This window comes from Bacillus sp. UNC41MFS5 (assembly GCF_000686805.1).
This window is the reverse complement of sequence record NZ_KK366021.1, coordinates 142,312-164,532: the sequence shown is the minus strand read 5'-3', so window position 1 is coordinate 164,532 and position 22,221 is coordinate 142,312. Positions and strand designations below refer to the sequence as shown.

Genomic DNA, 22,221 nt, shown 5'->3' with positions numbered 1-22,221 from the left:
AAGATTAAAATAGGCAGCTACTTGGACAAGGAGTGCTAACATTGGATTTAAATAAATATCTATCCGGAAAAACTTCTTTGAATGATTATGTCCATCGTTTAAACCAAAATGGCGCTTCTTTTCAAATTCATTATTGGGGAGTCATGCCAAAGCATTATGACAATCAATTACATAAACATTCTTTTTTCGAAGTTTGTTATGTAGTGGAGGGGGAAGGAACTTACCTAGATGATCAAAATACCTTTACTCTTCAAGAGAATACACTTTTTTTATCGAGACCTGAAATTTTACATCAAATAAAAAGCGAAAAGGGGCTGTCTCTCCTATACGTTGCCTTTGACCTTCTCGAATCAGAGTCGAATGAAAGCTGGGTCAGAATCATGGAGACTGCCAAACAATGCACCGAAGTAATTTTACATGATGAAGATGAAATGGAAACAGCATTATTATGGAAATCACTGCTTATCCAGGCAACAAAGCGCCAAAATGAGTTTTTTGAAGAAATGCTTTCAAATATTGCCTATTCTCTTATTCTCTCGATCTTGCAAGATTTCGTCCCTGCTTTGAATAAAAGTAATCATAAACATGATTCCGAACAGCATTCCGTCCTCCTTACGCAGGCTCAGCTATATATTAATGACAATCTATCAAATTCCTTGAAACTTACGGAAGTAGCCAAACATTTACACATATCTGGAAGACATTTGTCTCGGGTTTTTGTATCTGAATTAGGAGTAAGTTTTTCAAAGTACGTTCAAGACGAACGAATAAAAAAGGCAATGATTTTACTCAAAACATCGAATTTATCGTTAAAAGAAATTGCTGAGGAAACGGGTTTTATGAATGTTCAGTATTTTACCCGTGTTTTTACTTCCATGATGCAAATATCACCAGGAAAGTTTCGCTCTCTGTTTGTAGATAAAAATACAACTACATTTTCGCATAGTTGACACTCCCGCTATTAATGTTGGGGGTGTTTTTTACTATGAAAATAAAATTATTTGAAAAAAAGATGTCCTTAAAGTATAAAAACGTGTCTTTAAAATTTAATTACTATTCTGAATTCTTTTTATATAATTAGCTATGTAAACAAGGTCATGACAAGATCATAGAAGGTGATTCATTGGAAAATACAGACATGGAAAAATGAAAGCGAATTCTCCAAAAACAGGTTGATTTGCAAGATGTCCTTAAATGTAAAAAACTAAACACTTTTATGCAATAAAGGATTCAGAAATACACAGTGGTGAAAACGAGGAGGAAAGAAATCTATGAAATTATCATATGTAACAGATAGCTTAGGCCACTTGCCGTTTGAAAAAATGTTGGATACGGTGGCTGAAATGGGGATTGATACCATTGAGATGACAACAGGAGGATGGTCACCGGCTCCACATTTGCGTTTAAATGAATTGCTGGAAAGTGAAGCAAAAAGAAGTGAATTTTTAGGTGAATTAGAGAAGCGGAATATTAAACTTTGCGCACTGAATTGTTCAGGGAATCCTTTAGATCCAGGTGAACTCGGAAAAGAGCACAGAGAAGTAACAGAAAAAACAATGGAACTAGCTGGTCTACTTGGTGTTAAGAAGGTCATTATGATGAGTGGTCTACCGGCAGGAAGCCCTGATGATAAAATCCCGAACTGGATTACATATACAGTAAGCTGGCCTCCAGTATTAAAAGATATTTTGGATTATCAATGGAATGAAGTAGCTATTCCGTATTGGAAAGAGTTAGTGAAAAAGGCTGAAGCATGCGGTGTCGAAAAAATCGCCCTTGAAAATTTCAGTTCAATGTTAGTTTATAATCCGGAAACATTATTTAGATTGCGGAATGCAGTTGGACCAATGGTTGGTTTGAATTTAGACCCAAGCCATTTAATCTGGATGGGGGCAGATCCCATTTTGTCAGCTAGAGAATTAGGAGCAGCGATTCACCATGTTCATGGTAAAGATGTAAGAATTGAAAGACATTTATCAGCTGTTAATGGTGTATTGGAAACAAAAGAGGTTACAGATACAGCAAATAGAGCATGGAATTATGTGGCTGTCGGCTGCGGTCAAGATTTGCAATGGTGGAAAGAATTCTTTTCTGTTGTTCGCATGATGGGATATAACGGTGAAGTTTCACTAGAAATGGAAGATCTGACAATGTCCGTTGAGGCAGGAATCAGAACGTCGATAGATGCTTTAAAACAAACACTTAGCTTTTAATTTTACAGAAATTTCTGAAAAAATACTGGAAATTATTCAATTGAGAGGAGTTTTTACGATGTTAAATGGAGAGAAAAAGATTGCAAGACCACTACGTTGGGCTATGATTGGAGGCGGGCGAACTGGCCAGGTTGGTTATAAACACCGCATTGGTGCACTAAGAGATAATACCGCTTTTCAATTAGTCGCAGGTGCATTTGATATTGATGCTGAAAGAGGGAAGGACTTTGGTGTCAATATTGGGGTAGATGAAAACCGCTGTTACCCTGATTATAAAACATTGTTTACGGAAGAAGCTAAACGTGCGGATGGTATCGAGGTTGTCTCCATTGCCACTCCTAACGGAACACATTATGAAATTACGAAAGCAGCACTGGAAGCTGGATTGCATGTCATCTGTGAAAAACCACTGTTTTTCACGGTTTCAGAGGGTGAGGAGATTAAAGCTCTGGCAGAAAAACATGGGAAAATTGTAGGAGTAACGTATGGTTTTTCCGGGAATCAGTTGCTGCTTCAAATGCGAGCCATGATTGAACAAGGTAAGATCGGTGATATTCGTGTGGTTGATTTACAATACACACATGGTTTTAGTGCAACCGAACAAGGTGACAAAACAAATGCTGCCCAAAAATGGCGTGTAGATCCTAAGGTTGCTGGTCCAAGCTTTGTTTTGGGAGATCTTTCAACCCATACTTACTATATGTCCGAGCTGATTATGCCAAACATGAAAATTAATAAATTATTATGTGACCGACAAAGTTTTGTTGGCTCCCGTGCTCCTTTAGAGGATAATGCTTTTGTTCTGATGCAATATGAAAATGGAGCAGTAGGAAGACTATGGACATCTTCTATTAATGCAGGATGTATGGACGGCCAAAGAATTCGCATTGTCGGATCTAAAGCAAGCCTAGAATGGTGGGATAGCAAACCAAATGAACTTAGGTTTGAAGTACAAGGAGAACCTATTCAAACCTTAATTCGTGCAATGCCTTACTTGGATGAAACATGTAATGCTGATGAGCGTTTGGGAGCATTGCATCAAGAAGGATTAACCGAATCTTGGGCAAATATTTATCTGAAATTTGCCATTGCCATTGATGCCAAAAATCGCGGTGATGAGGAGACATTGAAAAATCTAGTATACCCTGATATTAATGCTGGAATTGAAGGGATTCGCTGGATTGAAAACTGTGTTCGTTCTGCAGAAAACGGATCTGTTTGGGTAAAATATGAGAGCAAAAAACCACAGCTAGTGTAAAGTAAATAGCATCGTTATAAAAGATTGTGCCCGGGGACAATGATCATTGATTGTTCCTCGGTTAGATAAAATATTTTTTAAAAAAGCGAAATGAAAGCGTTTTAGATTAATCGAAGTAGCAAGAATCTACATGGGAGTCTTTAATTTTTCCATTCTGACTTAATCAAGGAATCTGGCAGAAGAAAATGTTATCAAGCCATTAGACAAAGGGGAAATGTAACATGCAAAATCTCAATGTTTCTGAGAGTACAGTTCAACTGGAACATGTCCAGCAAAAGAACCCAAAAAAGTTCTTAAAATTAATTACGACTGTATCAACATTCGGGGGGCTATTATTTGGATATGATACAGGAGTCATTAATGGGGCACTTCCATTTATGGCTAAACCAGACCAATTAAATCTTACTGCTTTTACAGAAGGGTTAGTAGCGAGTTCATTAATCCTAGGTGCGGCTTTTGGTTCAATAACGGGAGGTCGGTTATCTGATAAAAAAGGGCGCAGAAGCCTAATCATGTATCTAGCAATCTTATTTTTATTTTCAACAATAGGCTGCGTTCTTGCACCAAATGCATCCATCATGATTATATTCCGATTTTTGCTCGGACTTGCTGTTGGTGGTTCTTCCGTGATCATACCATCGTATCTTGCAGAAATGTCTCCTTCGGACCGGCGGGGCATGATGGTTACTCGAAATGAATTGATGATCGTAACTGGACAGTTTCTAGCTTATATCTTTAATGCAGTCATCGGAAATACCTTCGGTGATACAGGCCATGTTTGGCGTTATATGTTAGTCATTGCAACATTACCAGCTGTGGCTTTATGGATTGGAGTGGTTATTTTACCAGAAAGTCCTCGCTGGTTAGCATCAAAAGGAAGAATGGCCGAAGCACTAAAAGTGCTTCAAATGATTCGTAATGAGAGTACAGCACAACAAGAATTAAATGAAATAAAAGCACGTATCCAAGCAGAGCAAAAAATGGAAAAGGCAACACTAAAAGATTTAAGAATACCTTGGATTCGAAAGATGGTATTAATAGGGGTTATAATTGGATCAATATCTCAGTTAGTCGGTATAAACTCCATTATGTATTATGGAACACAAATTCTTGAAAGTTCCGGTTTTGGAACAAAAACTGCTTTGATTGCAAACGTGGCAAATGGATTAATCGCCGTTATAGCTGTAATCGTTGGTATGTCTCTCACGAACAAAATTAACAGACGAACCATGCTGCTTACAGGTTTAACGGGTGTAACAGTTGTTCTTATTACGATTGGTATCTCTACTTTCGCACTTGCTGGTTCATCTGTCTTGCCATTTGCAGTATTATCGCTGACAGTCCTATATTTAGCCTTCTTCCAAGGGGCAATTGGTCCTTTAGGATGGCTGATTATTGCTGAAGTTTCTCCTGCGCGCATACGTGGTGTTGGTATGGGAATTGCAACATTGTTCTTATGGCTTTGCAATTTTATAGTAGGTCTATTTTTCCCTACGCTTTTAGAGGTTGTCGGGCTTTCAGGAACATTTTTCTTATTTGCTGTGTTTGGATTCATTGGGGTAGTGTTTGTAGCGAAAAACTTGCCAGAGACTAGAGGCCTTTCGCTTGAACAAATAGAAGAGAATTTTAAAATGAAGGCATAGAATAGTAGTGTTGGAGCATGGAATCTTATTAATCTCAAAATTAAAAGTATAGATGTTCATTTGAGATTGTCCCTTTTGTGCAGACAGTAAAATTGTCTCACAAAAAGGGGCTTTTTAAAATTTTTGATAAATTTTGAAAACAACTGTTGACTGAAAGCGTTTTTAATATTAATATTTACCCATAGATTATTCAACAGTTAACCAAAAAATAAATTGTTGAATAACTTTTCTTTAAAATAGCTAAAAAGGGGGGGGGATAAAGTGACCTCTTTATTGATTTTATAGACTGAATATTATAAACTATAATTCAAATCGCATACGTATGCGTAGTCTAATAATAAATAGATCATAAAGAGGCGAAAAAGCTATTATGGCAATCACCACGAAAGATATTGCAAAAATGGCGAATGTGAGTCAATCTACTGTCTCCAGATGTTTAAATGACAGTCCAATGATTTCAGAGAAAACCAAGAGAAAAGTTTGGAAAATCGCACAAGAGCATGGTTTTCAATTTAATGCTAATGCAAGAAGCTTAAGTGCGAATAAAACCAATACAATAGGTGTCATTTTACCTAAAAGTTTATTTGGACAGGGGATAGAAGTGTACTTTAGCTCATGGCAGAATGAAATTATCGAAAGTCTTGAACAGATGCAAATGGATGTTATTAGCTCATTTTTTGAGAATAGGTTTACAGAACAAAATAATATCGAAAGATTCATTGCTGCAAAGAAAGTAGATGGACTGATTATTATGGAGCCGTCTTTAGATGATAAATCCATAGAAGCACTAGAAAAAACGGAAGTCCCTTTTATCTTCTGTAAGTATTTACCGCCATTTTATAAAACAAAGGATGTAGATTTTGTTTGTGTAGACCAGCACAAAGGCGGGTATATTGCCGGTGACCACTTAATTAAACTAGGTCATAGGAACATCATGTGTTTGTCAGCTAATATCAGCGGCAACGAGTTTCAACAAAGGACTGAAGGCTTTAAAGCTGCGTTTAAGGATCATCATCTCCAGTATGATAGTGATAAATTATTTTATGGAGACACGACTTTCCAGTCGGGTTACCGCTTGATAAAGGATAATATGGATATTTTAAAAGACGTGACGGCCATCTTTGCACAGAATGATTTAATGGCACTGGGGGCGATCTCGGCATTGAAGGAACTGGATATAAAGGTTCCTAATGAGATAGCCGTGATAGGATTTGATGATATTGAGTTATGTACTTTCTATAAACCATATCTATCAACCATCCATCAACCGATAAAAGAAATTGCAACCCTAACATGTAAACGGTTAATAGAGAGATTAAATTCAACATCAACTATGAAACAAAAACTAGAAATTAGTCCTACATTAGTTATAAGAGAATCTTGCGGAGGAAAAGTCTAACTTACTCCTTTTTCTCCCATTAATGCAAGCGTATGCATGAATTCTAAGATTCTTTCAAAGATGAAAATTGGTCACTAACTATTTTTTTAGGAACAAATGCAAGCGTATGCATAAAACGATGGTAATTAAAAGGATATCTATGGAAACTAGTAAAAAGGCGTGACTAGATGAACCGTTTTTTTTAAAACAATAATGCAAGCGTATGCGTAATTGAGCCTAAAGAGACCCTATGAAACATACATTAATGGCTCGGAAGTTCATATAAAACATTAAAATGTGGGGGAGAAATACTTATGGCAAATCAGGTAACTGAGAAGGGGCGTACTCCAAAGGCATTTTTACGGATCATTACTTTAGTATCGACATTCGGGGGACTGCTGTTTGGATATGATACCGGTGTAATCAACGGTGCACTTCCTTATATGGCGAAACCCGACCAGCTCAATCTTAATCCGTTAACAGAAGGACTTGTTACGAGTTCACTTCTTTTCGGAGCTGCGCTTGGGGCAGTATTTGGCGGTAGGCTGTCAGATCGTAACGGCCGACGAAAGAATATTCTTAGTCTGGCATTATTATTCTTTATTGCAGCGCTAGGATGTACCCTTTCACCAAATGCAGGTATTATGCTTGTTTTTCGTTTTCTACTTGGTCTGGCTGTCGGTGGGGCCTCAGTTACAGTTCCAACCTTTTTAGCAGAAATGGCACCAGTCGAACGGCGGGGCAGGTTGGTTACTCAGAACGAGTTAATGATTGTTACTGGACAATTTCTAGCTTTCGCGCTTAATGCCACCATTGCATCAACATTGGGTGAAAATGATCACGTTTGGCGTTACATGCTAGTTGTAGCAACACTTCCAGCCGTTGTCCTTTGGTTTGGAATGCTAATAGTACCTGAAAGCCCGCGCTGGCTGGCATCACAAGGAAAAATGGGGGAAGCTTTACGTGTTCTCCAACAAGTACGCGATGAAAACAGGGCCCAAGCAGAATTGCAAGAAATTAAAGCTGCAATTGCTTCAGAATCTGAAATTGAGAAAGCAACAATGAAAGATTTGGGCGTGCCTTGGGTGCGACGCATCGTTGTTCTTGGGATTGGAATTGCCATGTCGTCACAGCTTACAGGTGTTAACTCGATTATGTACTATGGTTCTGAAATTCTGAAAGAAGCTGGATTTGCTACTAAAGCCGCTCTTATTGGTAATGTTGCTAATGGGGTGATCTCGGTATTGGCAACCTTCGTCGGAATTTGGCTTCTTGGAAAAGTTGGACGTCGTTCCATGATGTTATGGGGTTTAACAGGAACAACAACGGTACTTTTACTTATTGGAGTGTTTTCTTCCCTTCTGAAAGGGAATGCATCCCTTCCATATGTAATACTTTCCCTTACAGTCACGTTTCTAGCGATCATGCAGGGAGCCATTGGGCCGGTATTATGGGTCTCGCTCTCAGAGATATTCCCGTTAAGACTGAGAGGACTTGGCATGGGGATTAGCGTCTTCTTCCTCTGGATAACAAATTTTGTGATTGGCTTCTTTTTCCCAATATTAATCGACAAAGTTGGCTTATCAGGAACATTCTTTGCTTTCGCGGCAGTAGGGTTGGTATCTATCACTTTTATTTGGAAGATGATGCCTGAAACAAAGGGCCGCTCTCTTGAGGAGATTGAAAGTTACTTCCGCACCTATGATGAAGTTCATGTTGATCAGAAAGCTGCAGCATCAAAATAATAACTGGAAAAATTATAAATAAGGAGTGTTTATTGTGGAATTAAAGATTGGTGTTATTGGTACGGGTGCAATTGGGATGGATCATATTCAAAGACTTACATATAAAACTAAGGGAGCAAAGGTGGTTGCAGTCTCTGATATAAATGTGGAAAGAGCGCAACAAATTGCTCAAGAAGTTGGTGCTAAATTTGTAGAATCTGGAGAAGAGCTAATTCAATTGCCTGAGGTTGATGCAGTTGTCGTTACCTCTTGGGATCCAACACATGAAGGTTATGTCTTAGAAGCTATAAAAAATAAAAAATATGTATTTTGTGAAAAACCTTTAGCTGTAGAAGCGGAGGGCTGTAAAAGAATTATTGATGAAGAAATAAAACTGGGTAAAAAATTAGTTCAAGTAGGATATATGAGGAGATACGATAGAGGATACGAAGAAATAAAAGAAATGCTTGATAGCAGAAAACTTGGAGAAGTACTAATGCTTCACTGTGCTCACCGAAATCCAGGAGTAGATGAAAGCTATACTACCCCTATGGCTGTTGAGAATTCAGTTGTTCATGAAATTGATGTATTAAGATGGTTACTGAAAGAGAACTATGTGTCGGCACAAGTTATTTTGCCAAAAAGAACATCAAGTGCACATAAGGAGCTACATGATCCTCAGATTGTCATTTTAGAAACAGAGTCGGGCATTCATATTGATATTGAAATCTTTGTAAATTGCCATTACGGATATGATATAAAATGTGAAGTATTGTGTGAAGAAGGAATGGTATCTTTAACGGATCCAGCTTTTTCAAGTGTTCGTACGGAGGGTAAAGATTTTACAAAAGTATCATCTGATTGGAAGGATCGCTTTGTAAAGGCATATGATAGAGAATTTCAGCTTTGGGTTGATTCCGTGAAGGCAGATGAATTAAATGGACCTAATGCTTGGGATGGATATGTAGCGGCGATTACTTCTACGGCTTGTTCAAAGGCAAGAGATACTGGGGAACGTGTTCAAATTCAACTTGATGAATGTCCAGCTTTATATAAAAATAGCTTAGTTTTGGCATAAAAATAAACTAGATTGAGAGAGGTTTTTAATATGAGATTGTCATATGTAACGGATAGCTTAGGCCATTTGCCTTTTGAAAAAATGTTGGATGCTGTTGCTGAAATGGGGATTGATACCATTGAGATGACAACAGGAGGATGGTCACCGGCTCCACATTTACGTTTAAATGAATTGCTGGAAAGTGAAGCAAAAAGAAGTGAATTTTTAGGTGAATTAGAAAAGCGAAATATTAAGCTTTGCGCATTGAATTGTTCCGGGAATCCTTTAGATCCAGGTGAACTTGGAAAAGAGCACAGAGACGTAACAGAAAAAACCATGGAATTAGCCGGTTTACTTGGTGTTAAGAAGGTCATTATGATGAGTGGTCTGCCGGCAGGAAGCCCGGAAGATAAAATTCCTAACTGGATTACTTATACAGTCAGCTGGCCCCCTGTATTAAAAGAGATTTTGGATTATCAATGGAATGAGGTAGCCATACCTTATTGGAAAGAGTTAGTGAAAAAGGCTGAATCATGCGGTGTCGAAAAAATTGCTCTTGAAAATTTCAGTTCGCAATTAGTCTATAATCCAGAAACATTATTTAGATTGCGGAATGCCGTCGGACCTATTGTTGGTTTGAATTTAGACCCAAGCCATTTAATCTGGATGGGTGCAGATCCAATTATTGCAGCAAGAGAATTAGGAGCTGCTATTCACCATGTTCACGGTAAAGATGTAAGACTTGAAAGACATTTATCTGCTATTAATGGCGTATTGGAAACAAAAGAGGTTACGGATACAGCAAATAGAGCATGGAATTATGTGGCTGTCGGCTGCGGTCGAGATTTGCAATGGTGGAAAGAATTCTTCTCTGTTGTTCGTATGATGGGATATAACGGTGAAGTTTCACTTGAAATGGAGGATCTTACCATGTCTGTTGAGGCGGGTATCAGAACTTCAGTTGATGCTTTAAAACAAACTCTTAGTTTTTGAGAGTAACATTTAATTCATTTGCACCTAAAAAAGTAGAGATGGTTATGACATCTCTACTTTTTTTAGATGAGGTTTAATTGAAGGGGAGTGCCTTTGTTGGATTTAAATAAATTTGTATCTGGAAAAAGTTCTTTGAATGAATATGTTCACCGTTTAAATCAAAATGGTGCGTCTTTTCAAGTGCATTATTGGGGAGTAATGCCCAAGCATTATGACAATCAATTACATAAACATTCCTTTTTTGAAGTATGCTTTGTGGTTGATGGGGAAGGAACGTATATTGAATATAATAATAGTTATCCGCTCCATAAGAACACACTTTTTTTATCACGGCCGGAAGTTTTGCATCAAATAAAAAGCGAGAACGGTCTGTTCTTACTATATGTTGCATTTGAATTAATTGAATCTGAATCAAGTGAAGAATGGATAAGGATCATAGAAGCGATTAAACAACAACAGGTGGTAGTATTACATCATAGTGATGATACACCCACTACTTTACTTTGGAAATCTTTGCTGATCCAAGCAACAATGAAAGAACATGCTTTTTTTGTAGAAATGCTATCAAGCATGGCTCATTCCCTCATTCTCTCTATAATAGAAAATTTTGTTCCACCATTAAATCACAGTAAACAACGAATGGTTTCAGAGAGTTTTTCTGTCCTCCTTACTCAAGCGAAATTATATATACATGATAATTTATCAAGTCCCTTAAAACTTACTGAAGTGGCTAAACATTTGCACATATCAGGAAGGCATTTATCACGAATATTTATGTCAGAATTAGGAGTAAGTTATTCAAAATATGTTTTGGATGAAAGAATAAAAAAAGCGGTCACCTTACTTAAAAAGTCAAATTTATCATTAAAAGAAATTTCTGAGGAAACTGGTTTTATTTCTGTCCAATATTTTACTCGTGTTTTTACTTCAATGATGCAAATTTCACCTGGTCGTTTTCGGTCTGTGTTTGTAGATAAAAAAAACACGATTTTTTTGGCTAACTGACTCCACTTTTTATGGGTAAGAAAAATTCTGTTGCTGAACCTTAAAAATAAATGAATAACTGTATCGCGGAGATGGTCTAGAGGGCCGCTCCGCGTTTTTTTGTATAGGCTTCGTTAAATGAGGTTATTTTTCTTTCGCTTAAAGCAGACATACTTTCATAAAAAACAATTCGTGCTTCTCCATATTGGTCCATTGAATTTCTAAAAGATTGCATTGTATGTTGAATGAATTCCATTATTCTTTTCATCATGATTCCTCCCTAGGAATAAATTGGTTAATTTAATATTGTACCTTGTGAGTCCCTTTAGCAATCGTGATGAAAACGAAAACATGCATGAAAAAAACGCTAACATTTATAATGAAAGCGTGTAAATATGAATTATTCTCAATATTTCTCTTTTTTTACATGTACGTTAACGGATCTGTGAGTTTTATAGAATGAATGGTAATTAAAAAAGGCATAAAGGACTTTTTCTACAAAAGATCCTTTATGCCTTTCGATTAATTATAAATAGCTTGATTAAAGTAGTACTTTTCCAATACTTCCAAGGTTGTTTCTTTTGCTTTTTTTATGACTTCTTCAGGATCCATTTGATAATATTCTGGTCTGAATAATTCAACGGATACGACAAAATCATAATTCAATTCTTTTAATCTTTTCAAATGCGCTTCTAAATCAATAACACCGTGCCCAGGCCATACTCTGTCACTATCACGCATTTGGCCAATCGGATAATCTTCAACATCATTGATATGGAAGATAAACAATTTATCAGCTGTTTCATCTGTTACATCTTCTAATCTTGACCCCATTCCAGTAAATTGGAAAGTATCATACACGAGACCCACATTATTTCGATCAACCGCTTTTACAATACTGTATGCTTGTGCGAATGTGTTAACTGTATTTTCCTGAATGCCGATAAACTCAATCGCAATCTTTACTCCGTATGGTTCAGCTAAATTAGATAGATGAGTTAAAACTCGAATACAACTTGCATTTACTTCTTCCGTCAATGTTTTTCCTTTTTCCGTCACATCGATATTAGATGGTACCACGCAAATATATGGACAATCTATTTTTTTACAAATCTCCAAGTATTCTTTGAATTCCTCAATAATCTTCTCTTCGTCTTCTTTCGTACGGTTATTAAAAAAGCATAATGCGTTCAATGAAAGTGGTTTAAGATGATGGGTATCAAAATAGGCTTTTAAATCATCTAATGTATATTCTTTAAGATAATCTTTTAACTGATCAATTGAACGAATTTCGATAAAATCGTAACCGTGTTTTTCACAATACTCTAAATTCTGTTGAAGAGAAGCACTTTCGAATGTTGTTCCTTCATTAAATGATAATTTCATTGGTAAACCTCCATTTTTCAACTTATGTATGCGATTTCAGTTTAATAGAAATTTTCTTTATTTACTCTATATAATCTTGCTCTAAAATTGTGTTTTGGTGCTATTTTATAATTTAGTTGATAACTTTTGGTTATGAATTAATGCTTTGCACGATACTCAAAGAATATAGAATAGTTGAAAAGTTCCTAAAAATGGACCATTACTTTTGGGTCAGGATAAAATATACTATATTTAGTAATGTTAGTGTTTACAATAAGGTGAGAGGTGAAAAAGTGAATTTCTATATTCCAAAAGTAGAACCGGGCATCAGGTCAAAAAAGGGATTATATTTTTATGAACCTTCCGCTTTAACGAAAGAATTATATCATTATGTCCTATGGGGCGGTGAATATATAGTAGAGGTTCCTTACAGTATTACTCGTGATTACATGAACTCCTTTATCATTTTTTTTATAAAAAAAGGATCGATGCAGTTCCACTATCTTGACCAATCATTTGTAGCCTCGAAAGATGATATTGTTCTTCTAGATTGTAAAGAAAAAAATAACTACTATGCATTGGAAGAAACGACCTTCCAATTTATTCACTTTACAGGTAGTCACACACAAGCTATGTATAACGAGTTATACAAAAGAAAGGGCTGCACGTTTAGGCTGACGAGTGAACAAAATAATATTCCCAATATTTTATCCCTAATCGCATCGAACCAGGAAATTGACTTTACAATATCCCTAGAAATTTATAAACTGCTTGGTAATTTAGTAGAGAGCACCCGGAATACGTTTGAAAACAGAGGTGCAAACGTTGCAAAGGCAGTACCCACCGAAATTCAGGCTGTACTGACTTATATAAGTGAGAATTATTCATCTAAAATTTCCGTCGACCAGCTGAGTGAAATATCCAATTTAAGTACCTATCATTTTTGTCGTACGTTTAAAAAGTACATAGGAACCAGCCCTCACCAATATGTACTAAATTACAGATTGATCCAAGCGAAGAATCAATTGGTAGAAACCAATCTTTCCATCGAGCAAATAAGCATGGATTGCGGATTTAATAGTATTGGCCATTTTATTAGAGTGTTCTCCCAATCTACTGGGGGCATCACTCCCGGAAAGTTTAGAAAACTTTGTTTTTAAATTATCTATTTTAGGTTATGTTAAAAGATATTGTTGTTTTTTACCCCTGTTGATTGGAGCGGAAGGTGCTCGACTCCTGCGGGAGTACGGGGCAGGGGAGACCCCACAGGCGCTATCAGCGCCGAGGAGGCTCTCCGGCACGCCCGCGGGTTTGCTGAGCGCCTGGAGCGGAGATCAACAGCCCAATTTGATAGAGCATATTTTTAAAAAGATATCCATTTATGTGGATATCTTTTTGTTAATTTTTGATAACTTTATAAAAGTTTAGCAAGAATTGAGAATTTGATAGCAATTTTCTATAATACATCGATTCTCCATAATTTATAAAATAAGGTCAACCGGTTAAACAGTCCTACTTTAAAAGGAAGAAGGTTAAACGATGGAAAATAAAAAAATCTCATGGGGGATTGCTCCAATTGGTTGGCGCAATGATGACATCCCGGAAATTGGGGCAGAAAATACCTTGTCCCACTTACTAAGTGATATTGTAGTAGCAGGCTTTGAGGGAACAGAAGTTGGCGGCTTTTTTCCAGAACCTAAAGTATTGAACAAAGAGCTTCAACTTCGCAATTTGAAAATTGCCGGACAATGGTTTAGCAGTTTTATTATTCGCGACGGTGTGGAAGCAGCATCGCAAGCTTTCCATAAACATTGCGAGTATTTGAAAGCGGTTAACGCAGCTGTTGCTGTTGTATCAGAACAAACCTATAGTATTCAAGGTACAGAGAAGAATGTCTTCAAAGAAAAACCATCCTTCACAGATAAAGAATGGGATCAGTTATGCCAGGGACTCGATGAATTAGGAAAAATTGCTGAAGAATATGATTTGAAGCTAGTTTTTCACCATCATATGGGGACGGGCGTACAAACATTAGCCGAAATTAATCGTCTGATGGAAAACACGGATCCGAATCACGTTCATTTGCTGTATGATACCGGTCATATCTTTGTATCCGATGCTGATTATATGACTCTATTAACTAGCCATATCAATCGTATTCATCACGTTCATTTTAAAGATGTGCGTCCAGCGGTAAAAGAACAATGTGATAAAGAAGGAAAGTCCTTCTTACAATCCTTTTTGGCAGGAATGTTTACCGTTCCTGGTGATGGCTGCATTGATTTTACAGAAGTATACAAGCAGCTTTTGGAAACGAATTATTCAGGCTGGATTGTCATTGAAGCAGAACAAGACCCCTCAGTTGCACATCCGTTGGAGTATGCGTTGAAAGCCCGTAATTACATTAATGAAGAATTAATTCCGTTAGAAAATGGTTCATTGATTACAGGTTAAAAAAAACGAACCCTGGGGAGGGAGCATATGAGTAATCAGGCGATTGAAAAACCACGAGATTACAAAAAGGCTTTAAAGAAGATTACAGTTATATCCACTTTCGGAGGACTTCTCTTCGGATATGACACAGGTGTTATCAACGGAGCATTGCCATTTATGGCTAAACCGGACCAGCTAAATCTAACACCGGCTACTGAAGGTCTCGTTACAAGTTCACTTCTTTTCGGGGCGGCACTTGGATCAGTATTTGGTGGGCGTTTATCAGATCGTTTTGGCCGCCGCAAAATGATTCTTAATCTCGCATTACTATTCTTTATAGCAGCAATAGGATGTACCCTTTCACCGTCTGCTGGTGTGATGATTGTCTTCCGATTCTTACTGGGCTTAGCGGTAGGGGCTGCATCCGTAATGGTGCCATCTTTTTTAGCGGAAATGTCTCCGGCTGAGATGCGGGGAAGGATGGTTACCCAGAACGAATTAATGATTGTTTCCGGTCAACTGTTAGCGTTTGTATTTAATGCCATTCTTGGAAATACGTTTGGTGAAGGGGTTTCACATGTTTGGCGTTATATGTTAGTGATTGCTTCACTTCCGGCTGTGGTCTTATGGTTTGGAATGTTAGCGGTTCCAGAGAGCCCGCGCTGGCTGGCATCAAAAGGAAAACTGGGGGATGCACTAAGAGTCCTTAAAGAAATACGTGAAGCAAACCGTGCCCAATCGGAACTTGATGAGATTAAAAATAATATTGATCAAGAGTCAGGGACGCAGCATGCAACATTTAAGGATTTAAATGTACCATGGGTCCGCCGGATTATCGGGATTGGAATTGGTATTGCGATTGTACAACAAATAACAGGTGTTAATTCCATCATGTATTATGGTACTCAAATTCTTCAAAAATCAGGTTTTTCAACTAATGCAGCACTGATCGGGAATATTGCTAATGGTGTCATCTCAGTAGTAGCAACTATTGTCGGGATCTGGCTTTTAGGAAGAATTGGTCGACGTCCGATGCTTATTGCTGGATTGACGGGAACAACAGCAGCTCTTGCCTTAATTGGTTTATTCTCGTTTGTACTTAAGGGATCTCCAGCACTTCCGTTTGTTGTTCTCAGTTTGACTGTTACCTTCCTTGCATTCCAACAGGGAGCTATTTCTCCGGTCACCTGGCTAATGTTATCGGAAATCTTCCCGCAAAAATTACGCGGACTTGGAATGGGTGTTACGGTTTTCTGCTTATGGATCACAAACTTCCTTGTTGGGTTATTTTTCCCAATATTACTTAGTGCAGTGGGCTTATCGATCACCTTCTTCATTTTCGCTGTGTGTGGAATTGCCGCCATTATATTTGTGAATAAAATTTTGCCAGAGACAAGAGGAAAGTCACTTGAGCAGTTAGAAAGTTATTTCCGTAACTATGGACAAGAAAGTCAACAACAAGCTTCCAATCAATAATCTTATAAAACAATGATTGAATGATGAATTAACTATTAAATGAAAGCGTTGTCTAGATGTATCACATTAAATACGTAAACATAAAGGAGAGTATCAACATGACTTTAAGATTTGGTGTAGTAGGAACAGGTGCAATTGGAAGAGAGCATATTAATAGAATTACAAATAAATTATCCGGGGGCAGAATTGTTGCTGTTACGGACGTTAATCAGGAATCCGCTAAGCAAACGGTTGAAACGTATCAATTAGATGCAGTCGTATATCCAGACGATAAGGCACTTATTGCAGACCCGAATGTTGATGCTGTACTTGTTACAAGCTGGGGTCCTGCACACGAAGAAACAGTAGTAGCTGCTGTTGAGGCTGGTAAATATGTATTTTGTGAAAAACCATTAGCCACTACTGCTGCAGGCTGTATGAGAATCGTGGAAGAAGAAATGAAGCAGGGTAAGAAGTTGGTTCAGGTTGGTTTCATGCGCCGTTATGATAACGGATATGTTCAATTAAAACAAGTTATTGACAACAATGAAATCGGTGAACCTTTAATGATTCGTGCTGTACACCGTAACCCGGCAGTTGATGAAAACTATGTTACTGAAATGGCAGTTCAAGATACATTAATCCATGAAATTGATGTACTTCACTGGCTGGTTAATGACGACTATAAATCCGTTCAAGTGGTTTTTCCAAAGAAAACAAAATATTCACATGAAAAATTACAAGATCCGCAATTATTTACAATTGAAACAATTGGGGGCATTGTAATGAATGTAGAAGTATTTGTAAATTGCAAATATGGCTACGACATCCAATGTGAAGTTATTGGTGAAGATGGAATTGCAAAATTGCCGGAAGTTCCAAGTGTTGTTATGCGAAAAGATGCAAAATTAAGCACAACGATTTTAACAGATTGGAAATACCGTTTTATGGACGCATACGATGTTGAAATCCAGGACTTTATTGATTCAATTACTAAAAAAGGTGAGCCTCAAGGACCAACCTCATGGGATGGCTATATAGCAGCAGTAACATCTGATGCATGTGTCAAAGCCCAGCAAACGGGTGAGAAAGAATCTATTGAACTTCAAGAAAGACCGGCATTTTATAGTGAAAAAGAACTTCAAACGGTATAATTTTTTGAACAGGATTAGGTAGTTTTTTGGTCAAGTATTGTTATAGGTTTATATAACAATACTTGACTATTTGTTTTTTTAAAATTAAGTTGTAAGCCTTAGTGAAATATTACAAATTATCCGATCTATGCCTAAATAAGTGAACCAAAAAGTAAAGGGCTGCAGAGATTTTCAAGAAATCCGCTGCAGCCCTGGTTAATAAAATACTATATTACATAATTACATAGTTTCCCAATATTCTCTACTTCCACAGAAACAATGTCACCTGACTTCATTGGACAACTGCCGGAAGGTGAACCAGTAGCCAATACATCACCTGGCTCCAGTGTCATAACCTGTGAAATCCAGCTGATGAGGTAAGGGATTGAAAGTGACATCTGATTCGTATTACCATCTTGTACGACTTTTCCGTTTAAGGTTGTAACTATTTGCAAATTAGTTGGATCTATACCCGTCACGATACACGGACCTAATGGACCAAAAGTGTCAAACCCCTTGCCTCGTGTAAACTGGGGATCCTTTTTTGTCAGATCTCTTGCCGTTACATCATTAAATATCGTACAGCCAAAAACATAATCCAATGCCTCTTCTTCTTTTATATTTTTGCCGCGCTTACCAATAACAAGTGCCACTTCGCCTTCCAATTCCACCTGCTTGGTTAAATCACTTGAAGGAAGAATGATTTCCCCTTGATCTGGAATCAAGGAAGATGCCGGCTTTAAAAACAAAAACGGTTCTTTGAGATTGGCCTTCCCTCCAGTTTCTTTTGCATGTGCAGCATATGTCCAGCCGAAATTAACCACTTTTGAGGGTGCTACAGGCTCTAAAATTTTCACGTCACTATATTTAACTCTTACGCCATCAAATTTTAGTTCATTGTTTAGAACTTCAGTAAAATTACTAGACAACTGTAAAATTTCATCATCCTCAACAATTCCGTAATATACTTCATCGTGATCATTCTGATAGCGAACTATCGTTTGTGTTTTTTGTAGTACCTGCATTACCATACCAAACCATCTCCATCTATAGATAAAATATCCAAAAGATATAATGTTATAGAGAAATTACTTGATGAATCTTACCTGCTGGCTGATTAACTCAATTTGTTCGTCCTTCTTTTTATTGAACTCCACCTTATTTTCTTCAAAGACGTTATTTCCTTCTGCGTCAATGGAAACAATCAGTGGACCGAACTCATTCACTTCACAGACCCAAAGAGATTCAGGCATGCCAAGGTCTTTCCAGTGTACTTCTTTAATTTCTTCAACCTTTGTTGCCGCAAAAACGGCATTTCCGGCTGGAAAAACGAGGTGCAGTGCTTTGTGAGTCTTACAGCCTTCTTCAGTGTTCTTCCCCATTCCACCTTTTCCAACAATGAGCTTAACACCTGTTTCTTCGATAAATTCCTTTTCAAACTTTTCCATTCTCATACTGGTTGTAGGGCCAATAGAGACGATCTCGTATTGTTCATTTCCAAGATCTCTAACAATTGGACCAGCATGGAAAATAGCTTTCCCCCTAAGGTCTACAGGCAATGGAATTTTTTCTTCAATGAGTCTTCTGTGGGCAACATCCCTGCAAGTAACAATTGTGCCCGTTAGGTAGATAATGTCTCCGATTCGGATATCCTTAAGATCTTCATCTTTTATAGGTGTTGTTAATACTTTCTTACTCATAGTGTTACCCCCTCGTGAGTACTAATTTCATAGTTTAAATTACTGTCAAATGTGATCTTTCCTCTTCTATGGGACCAGCATCCGGTATTAACTGCAACTCCAATCGTAGAAGGATGTCTTGCCGTATTGACAACGTTTACACCCATGACGGATTTAGAACCCTTAAGTCCTTGAGGTCCAAGGCCAATCGCGTTAATTCCATCTTCAAGAAGTTTTTCCATCTTAGCAGCATTTTCATTTTCATTTTGACTTCCAACAGGTCTCATAAGGGCTAATTTTGAATTTAATGCCGCTGTTTCAACAGAAGTACCGACGCCAACACCTACAAGAAGTGGAGGGCAGGCGTTAAGTCCATAACTTGTCATGCGATCAAGAACAAACTTTACTACGCCTTCATAGCCTTCACCGGGCATTAGAACTGTTGCTACTCCAGGAAGGGTACAACCGCCACCTGCCATATAAGTGTAGATTTCCACTTTGTCACTGTCTTCTTCAATCTCCCAGAAGATACTTGGTGAACCGTTCCCGATGTTCTTTCCTGTATTATACTCATCGAATGTCTCTACAGAATTGTGGCGCAAAGGTGTTTCCTTGGTTGACTGAAAGACACTATTTCTTAGAATGCTTTCTAATTGCCCGATCAAAGGGAAGTTCTCTCCGCATTTCACAAAAAACTGAAGAACGCCTGTATCCTGACATGAAGGTCTCTTTAACTCAAAGGCAAGCTTCTGGTTATCAAACATAGTTTTATAGATGATTTTTGCAAGAGGATTATCTTCTCCTTCGCTCAGCTCTTTCAGCTTATTTTCCACATCATCAGGAAGTTTGTAGCTGACAAGGGATATAAACTTTGACATCAGATTAGTCATCTTTTCTTTTTGCTGTGTTTTTTCCATAATAGCGTTCATAATAACTCTCCTTTTTATGGTTAGTTCGTAACCCAGTTAGTTTAGTGATGGTGTGACTGACTTTATGTGTTAATTATTAATCAATGTATACGTTAACGTCAATAGGTTTTTTGAATTTAAAAAAGAAAGTTTGACAGCGATGCTTCAAAAACCCTTAATTTATTGTGTCCTTTTTGTGTCTTTTAATATATGAGTATATGGAACTAAAAATAATATATTGACATTAATGTATACGTTAAGTAATAATTGGTGTAAGGGTTTTCACCTGAAAAATAATACGAATATGTAATGGGAGGGGGTTAAGAATCTGGTGATCGTTTTTTCTTATAGGAACTTTCCTATCAGATGAGATTGGTAATAGTAGGGATCTGTCTAATAGATCACCTGGATAAAGTGTCCAAAAAAGTAATTAATGCACCCTAGATAATGCTTAACAAAATGTTTGTTTGTAATACTATCTTTTAGGGGGGAAATTTATGAGTGTTAACTTACAAGAATTGAAAGCAATGACGAAAAAAACAAATGTACGCTATTCTATTTTGGTTATTTTATTTATTACTACCGCAATCAATTATATTGACCGTTCGGCACTAAGTGTTGCTGCACCTGTAATGAGCAAAGATCTTGCGCTGGATGCGGTGTCACTAGGAATCGCTTTCTCAGCGTTTAACTGGGCATATGCCTTTTTACAAATCCCAGGCGGATGGTTATTGGATCGCTTTGGGGCCCGTGTTGTTTATGGAGTTGGATTGTTTGTATGGTCATTATTTACTTTTTTCCAAGGATGGGCTAGCGGATTCCTAATGTTATTCATCCTAAGATTTGTCGTAGGGGTTGCAGAAGCTCCTTCGTTTCCTGGGAATAGCAGATTGACAGCCATGTGGTTTCCACAGAATGAACGAGGCAGGGCGGTATCTGTGTATAATTCTGCTCAATATTTTGGACTTGCTCTGTTTACTCCTATACTGGCTTGGCTTTTACAGAAATATAGCTGGCATATGGTTTTTATCGTTGCAGGGGTGGCCGGAATTGTAGTTTCGCTATTTTGGTTTAAGTTTATCCATGAACCGAAAAAACATCCAAAAGCTAATGAGGCAGAAATTGACTATATTATAGAAGGCGGCGGATTGGCGAATGCAGGGGATAAACCAATCAAAATCAGGTGGGCTCATGCCAAACTGCTGTTGACCAACCGACAAATGGTCGGAATCTATATTGCGCAATTTTGCCTCAATACGATTGTTTGGTTCTTTTTGACTTGGTTCCCTACCTATCTTGTACAAGAAAAACATATGTCCATGCTTAAGGTTGGCTTTATGGCTTCCCTTCCGTACGCAGGTGCCTTTGTAGGTGGTATTGTCGGCGGATATATTTCCGACTGGTTGTTAAAGCGTGGAAAGTCACTTGGTGTAGCACGTAAAACACCGATTATAATCGGATTCTTGTTTTCAAGTATAATTGTCCTGGCTAACTATACTTCTTCTGCGGCGCTCATCATGCTGATCATGTCGGTTGCCTTTTTCGCCAAAGGGATGGCTGGTGCCACTTGGACACTTGTTGGCGATATGTCACCTAAAGAAATCCTTGGATTGAGCGGTGGAATCTTTAATACATCAGGTAACTTGGCCGGTATCGTGATTCCAATTGTAGTTGGATATATTTTGAGTACAACGCATTCCTTTAGTGCTGCCTTGTTCTTTATTGGTGCAGTCTTGTTAATCGGAGCATTATCTTATATTTTCATCGTGAACAAAGTAGAACGGATAGAATTACCCCCTGAATTGAAAGAGTAAAAATAAAATGCAGCCAAGTGTGGTACTCCAACAGCTTGGCTGTTTTTAATATGGAGGGACCTTCGTATGCACTGATAAAAGAATTGAACACTATTTTATCTAACGAAAACCCGATCTTCCGACTATGGAAAATCGGGTTTTTTAGCCCCCATTGTCCCCAACTAAGGAAGAAATATCAATAAAA

The 22,221-nt window shown here is 37.7% G+C and carries 19 protein-coding genes; 14 read left to right on the top strand and 5 right to left on the bottom strand.

Annotated features, from left to right (window positions below):
• Positions 1-41 precede the first annotated feature (41 nt).
• The 9 genes from BR30_RS0131635 (at position 42) to BR30_RS0131590 (ending at position 11,271) form a co-directional block, all read left to right on the top strand.
• Positions 42-950: an AraC family transcriptional regulator gene (locus tag BR30_RS0131635; protein WP_026568544.1), complete on the top strand. Its 909-nt coding sequence runs from the start codon at positions 42-44 to the stop codon at positions 948-950.
• 321 nt (positions 951-1,271) lie between these two features.
• Complete coding sequence (locus tag BR30_RS0131625) at positions 1,272-2,213, top strand: sugar phosphate isomerase/epimerase family protein (RefSeq protein WP_026568543.1); 942 nt, start codon at positions 1,272-1,274, stop codon at positions 2,211-2,213.
• 58 nt (positions 2,214-2,271) lie between these two features.
• On the top strand, positions 2,272-3,471 hold the full coding sequence (locus BR30_RS0131620; protein ID WP_026568542.1) for a Gfo/Idh/MocA family protein: 1,200 nt from the start codon (positions 2,272-2,274) through the stop codon (positions 3,469-3,471).
• A 221-nt stretch (positions 3,472-3,692) separates the two neighbouring features.
• Positions 3,693-5,114 carry a sugar porter family MFS transporter gene (locus BR30_RS0131615; RefSeq protein WP_026568541.1) on the top strand — a complete coding sequence of 474 codons (1,422 nt, stop codon included), beginning with the start codon at positions 3,693-3,695 and terminating at the stop codon, positions 5,112-5,114.
• A 370-nt stretch (positions 5,115-5,484) separates the two neighbouring features.
• Positions 5,485-6,513: a LacI family DNA-binding transcriptional regulator gene (locus BR30_RS0131610; RefSeq protein ID WP_026568540.1), complete on the top strand. Its 1,029-nt coding sequence runs from the start codon at positions 5,485-5,487 to the stop codon at positions 6,511-6,513.
• Positions 6,514-6,806: 293 nt separating this feature from the next.
• Positions 6,807-8,237 carry a sugar porter family MFS transporter gene (locus tag BR30_RS0131605; RefSeq protein WP_026568539.1) on the top strand — a complete coding sequence of 477 codons (1,431 nt, stop codon included), beginning with the start codon at positions 6,807-6,809 and terminating at the stop codon, positions 8,235-8,237.
• 34 nt (positions 8,238-8,271) lie between these two features.
• On the top strand, positions 8,272-9,294 hold the full coding sequence (locus tag BR30_RS0131600) for a Gfo/Idh/MocA family protein (RefSeq protein ID WP_026568538.1): 1,023 nt from the start codon (positions 8,272-8,274) through the stop codon (positions 9,292-9,294).
• Between the two features lie 30 nt (positions 9,295-9,324).
• Positions 9,325-10,266 (top strand): sugar phosphate isomerase/epimerase family protein, encoded by a 942-nt coding sequence (locus BR30_RS0131595; RefSeq protein WP_026568537.1) that lies wholly within the window; start codon positions 9,325-9,327, stop codon positions 10,264-10,266.
• A 96-nt stretch (positions 10,267-10,362) separates the two neighbouring features.
• Positions 10,363-11,271, top strand: a complete 909-nt coding sequence (locus tag BR30_RS0131590) for an AraC family transcriptional regulator (RefSeq protein ID WP_026568536.1) — start codon at positions 10,363-10,365, stop codon at positions 11,269-11,271.
• 76 nt (positions 11,272-11,347) lie between these two features.
• Here the strand turns inward: BR30_RS0131590 and BR30_RS37165 are convergent, their stop codons facing one another.
• Together BR30_RS37165 and BR30_RS0131580 are read right to left on the bottom strand one after the other, a co-directional pair.
• Positions 11,348-11,518, bottom strand: coding sequence for a hypothetical protein (locus BR30_RS37165; RefSeq protein WP_155929004.1), 171 nt, complete (start codon positions 11,516-11,518; stop codon positions 11,348-11,350).
• 254 nt (positions 11,519-11,772) lie between these two features.
• A complete protein-coding gene (locus BR30_RS0131580) occupies positions 11,773-12,636 on the bottom strand; it encodes a sugar phosphate isomerase/epimerase family protein (RefSeq protein WP_026568535.1) in 864 nt (287 codons plus the stop codon).
• Between the two features lie 272 nt (positions 12,637-12,908).
• On the opposite strand from BR30_RS0131580, the gene BR30_RS0131575 reads away from it, so the two are divergent.
• The 4 genes from BR30_RS0131575 to BR30_RS0131560 all read left to right on the top strand — a co-directional run bounded on the left by BR30_RS0131575 (position 12,909) and on the right by BR30_RS0131560 (position 17,657).
• Positions 12,909-13,775, top strand: coding sequence for a helix-turn-helix domain-containing protein (locus tag BR30_RS0131575; protein WP_197032448.1), 867 nt, complete (start codon positions 12,909-12,911; stop codon positions 13,773-13,775).
• Positions 13,776-14,154: 379 nt separating this feature from the next.
• Positions 14,155-15,069 carry a myo-inosose-2 dehydratase gene (iolE, locus tag BR30_RS0131570; RefSeq protein ID WP_026568533.1) on the top strand — a complete coding sequence of 305 codons (915 nt, stop codon included), beginning with the start codon at positions 14,155-14,157 and terminating at the stop codon, positions 15,067-15,069.
• 27 nt (positions 15,070-15,096) lie between these two features.
• Entirely contained in the window at positions 15,097-16,524 is a 1,428-nt protein-coding gene (locus BR30_RS0131565; protein ID WP_051633870.1) for a sugar porter family MFS transporter, read from the top strand.
• A gap of 98 nt (positions 16,525-16,622) precedes the next feature.
• Positions 16,623-17,657, top strand: a complete 1,035-nt coding sequence (locus tag BR30_RS0131560; protein ID WP_026568531.1) for a bifunctional inositol 2-dehydrogenase/D-chiro-inositol 1-dehydrogenase — start codon at positions 16,623-16,625, stop codon at positions 17,655-17,657.
• A gap of 206 nt (positions 17,658-17,863) precedes the next feature.
• On the opposite strand, the gene BR30_RS0131555 is transcribed toward BR30_RS0131560, so the two are convergent.
• Genes BR30_RS0131555 through ttdA form a run of 3 tightly spaced genes read right to left on the bottom strand, consistent with a single transcriptional unit; the run spans position 17,864 to position 20,244 of the window.
• Positions 17,864-18,667, bottom strand: coding sequence for a fumarylacetoacetate hydrolase family protein (locus BR30_RS0131555; protein WP_026568530.1), 804 nt, complete (start codon positions 18,665-18,667; stop codon positions 17,864-17,866).
• A gap of 57 nt (positions 18,668-18,724) precedes the next feature.
• Entirely contained in the window at positions 18,725-19,336 is a 612-nt protein-coding gene (gene ttdB / locus BR30_RS0131550) for a L(+)-tartrate dehydratase subunit beta (RefSeq protein WP_026568529.1), read from the bottom strand.
• A complete protein-coding gene (gene ttdA, locus BR30_RS0131545; protein WP_231507880.1) occupies positions 19,333-20,244 on the bottom strand; it encodes a L(+)-tartrate dehydratase subunit alpha in 912 nt (303 codons plus the stop codon). Before ttdA ends, ttdB begins: the two co-directional genes overlap by 4 nt.
• 476 nt (positions 20,245-20,720) lie before the next feature.
• Between ttdA and BR30_RS0131540 the strand changes: the two genes are divergently transcribed.
• Entirely contained in the window at positions 20,721-22,037 is a 1,317-nt protein-coding gene (locus tag BR30_RS0131540) for an MFS transporter (protein WP_035446453.1), read from the top strand.
• Positions 22,038-22,221 lie beyond the last annotated feature (184 nt).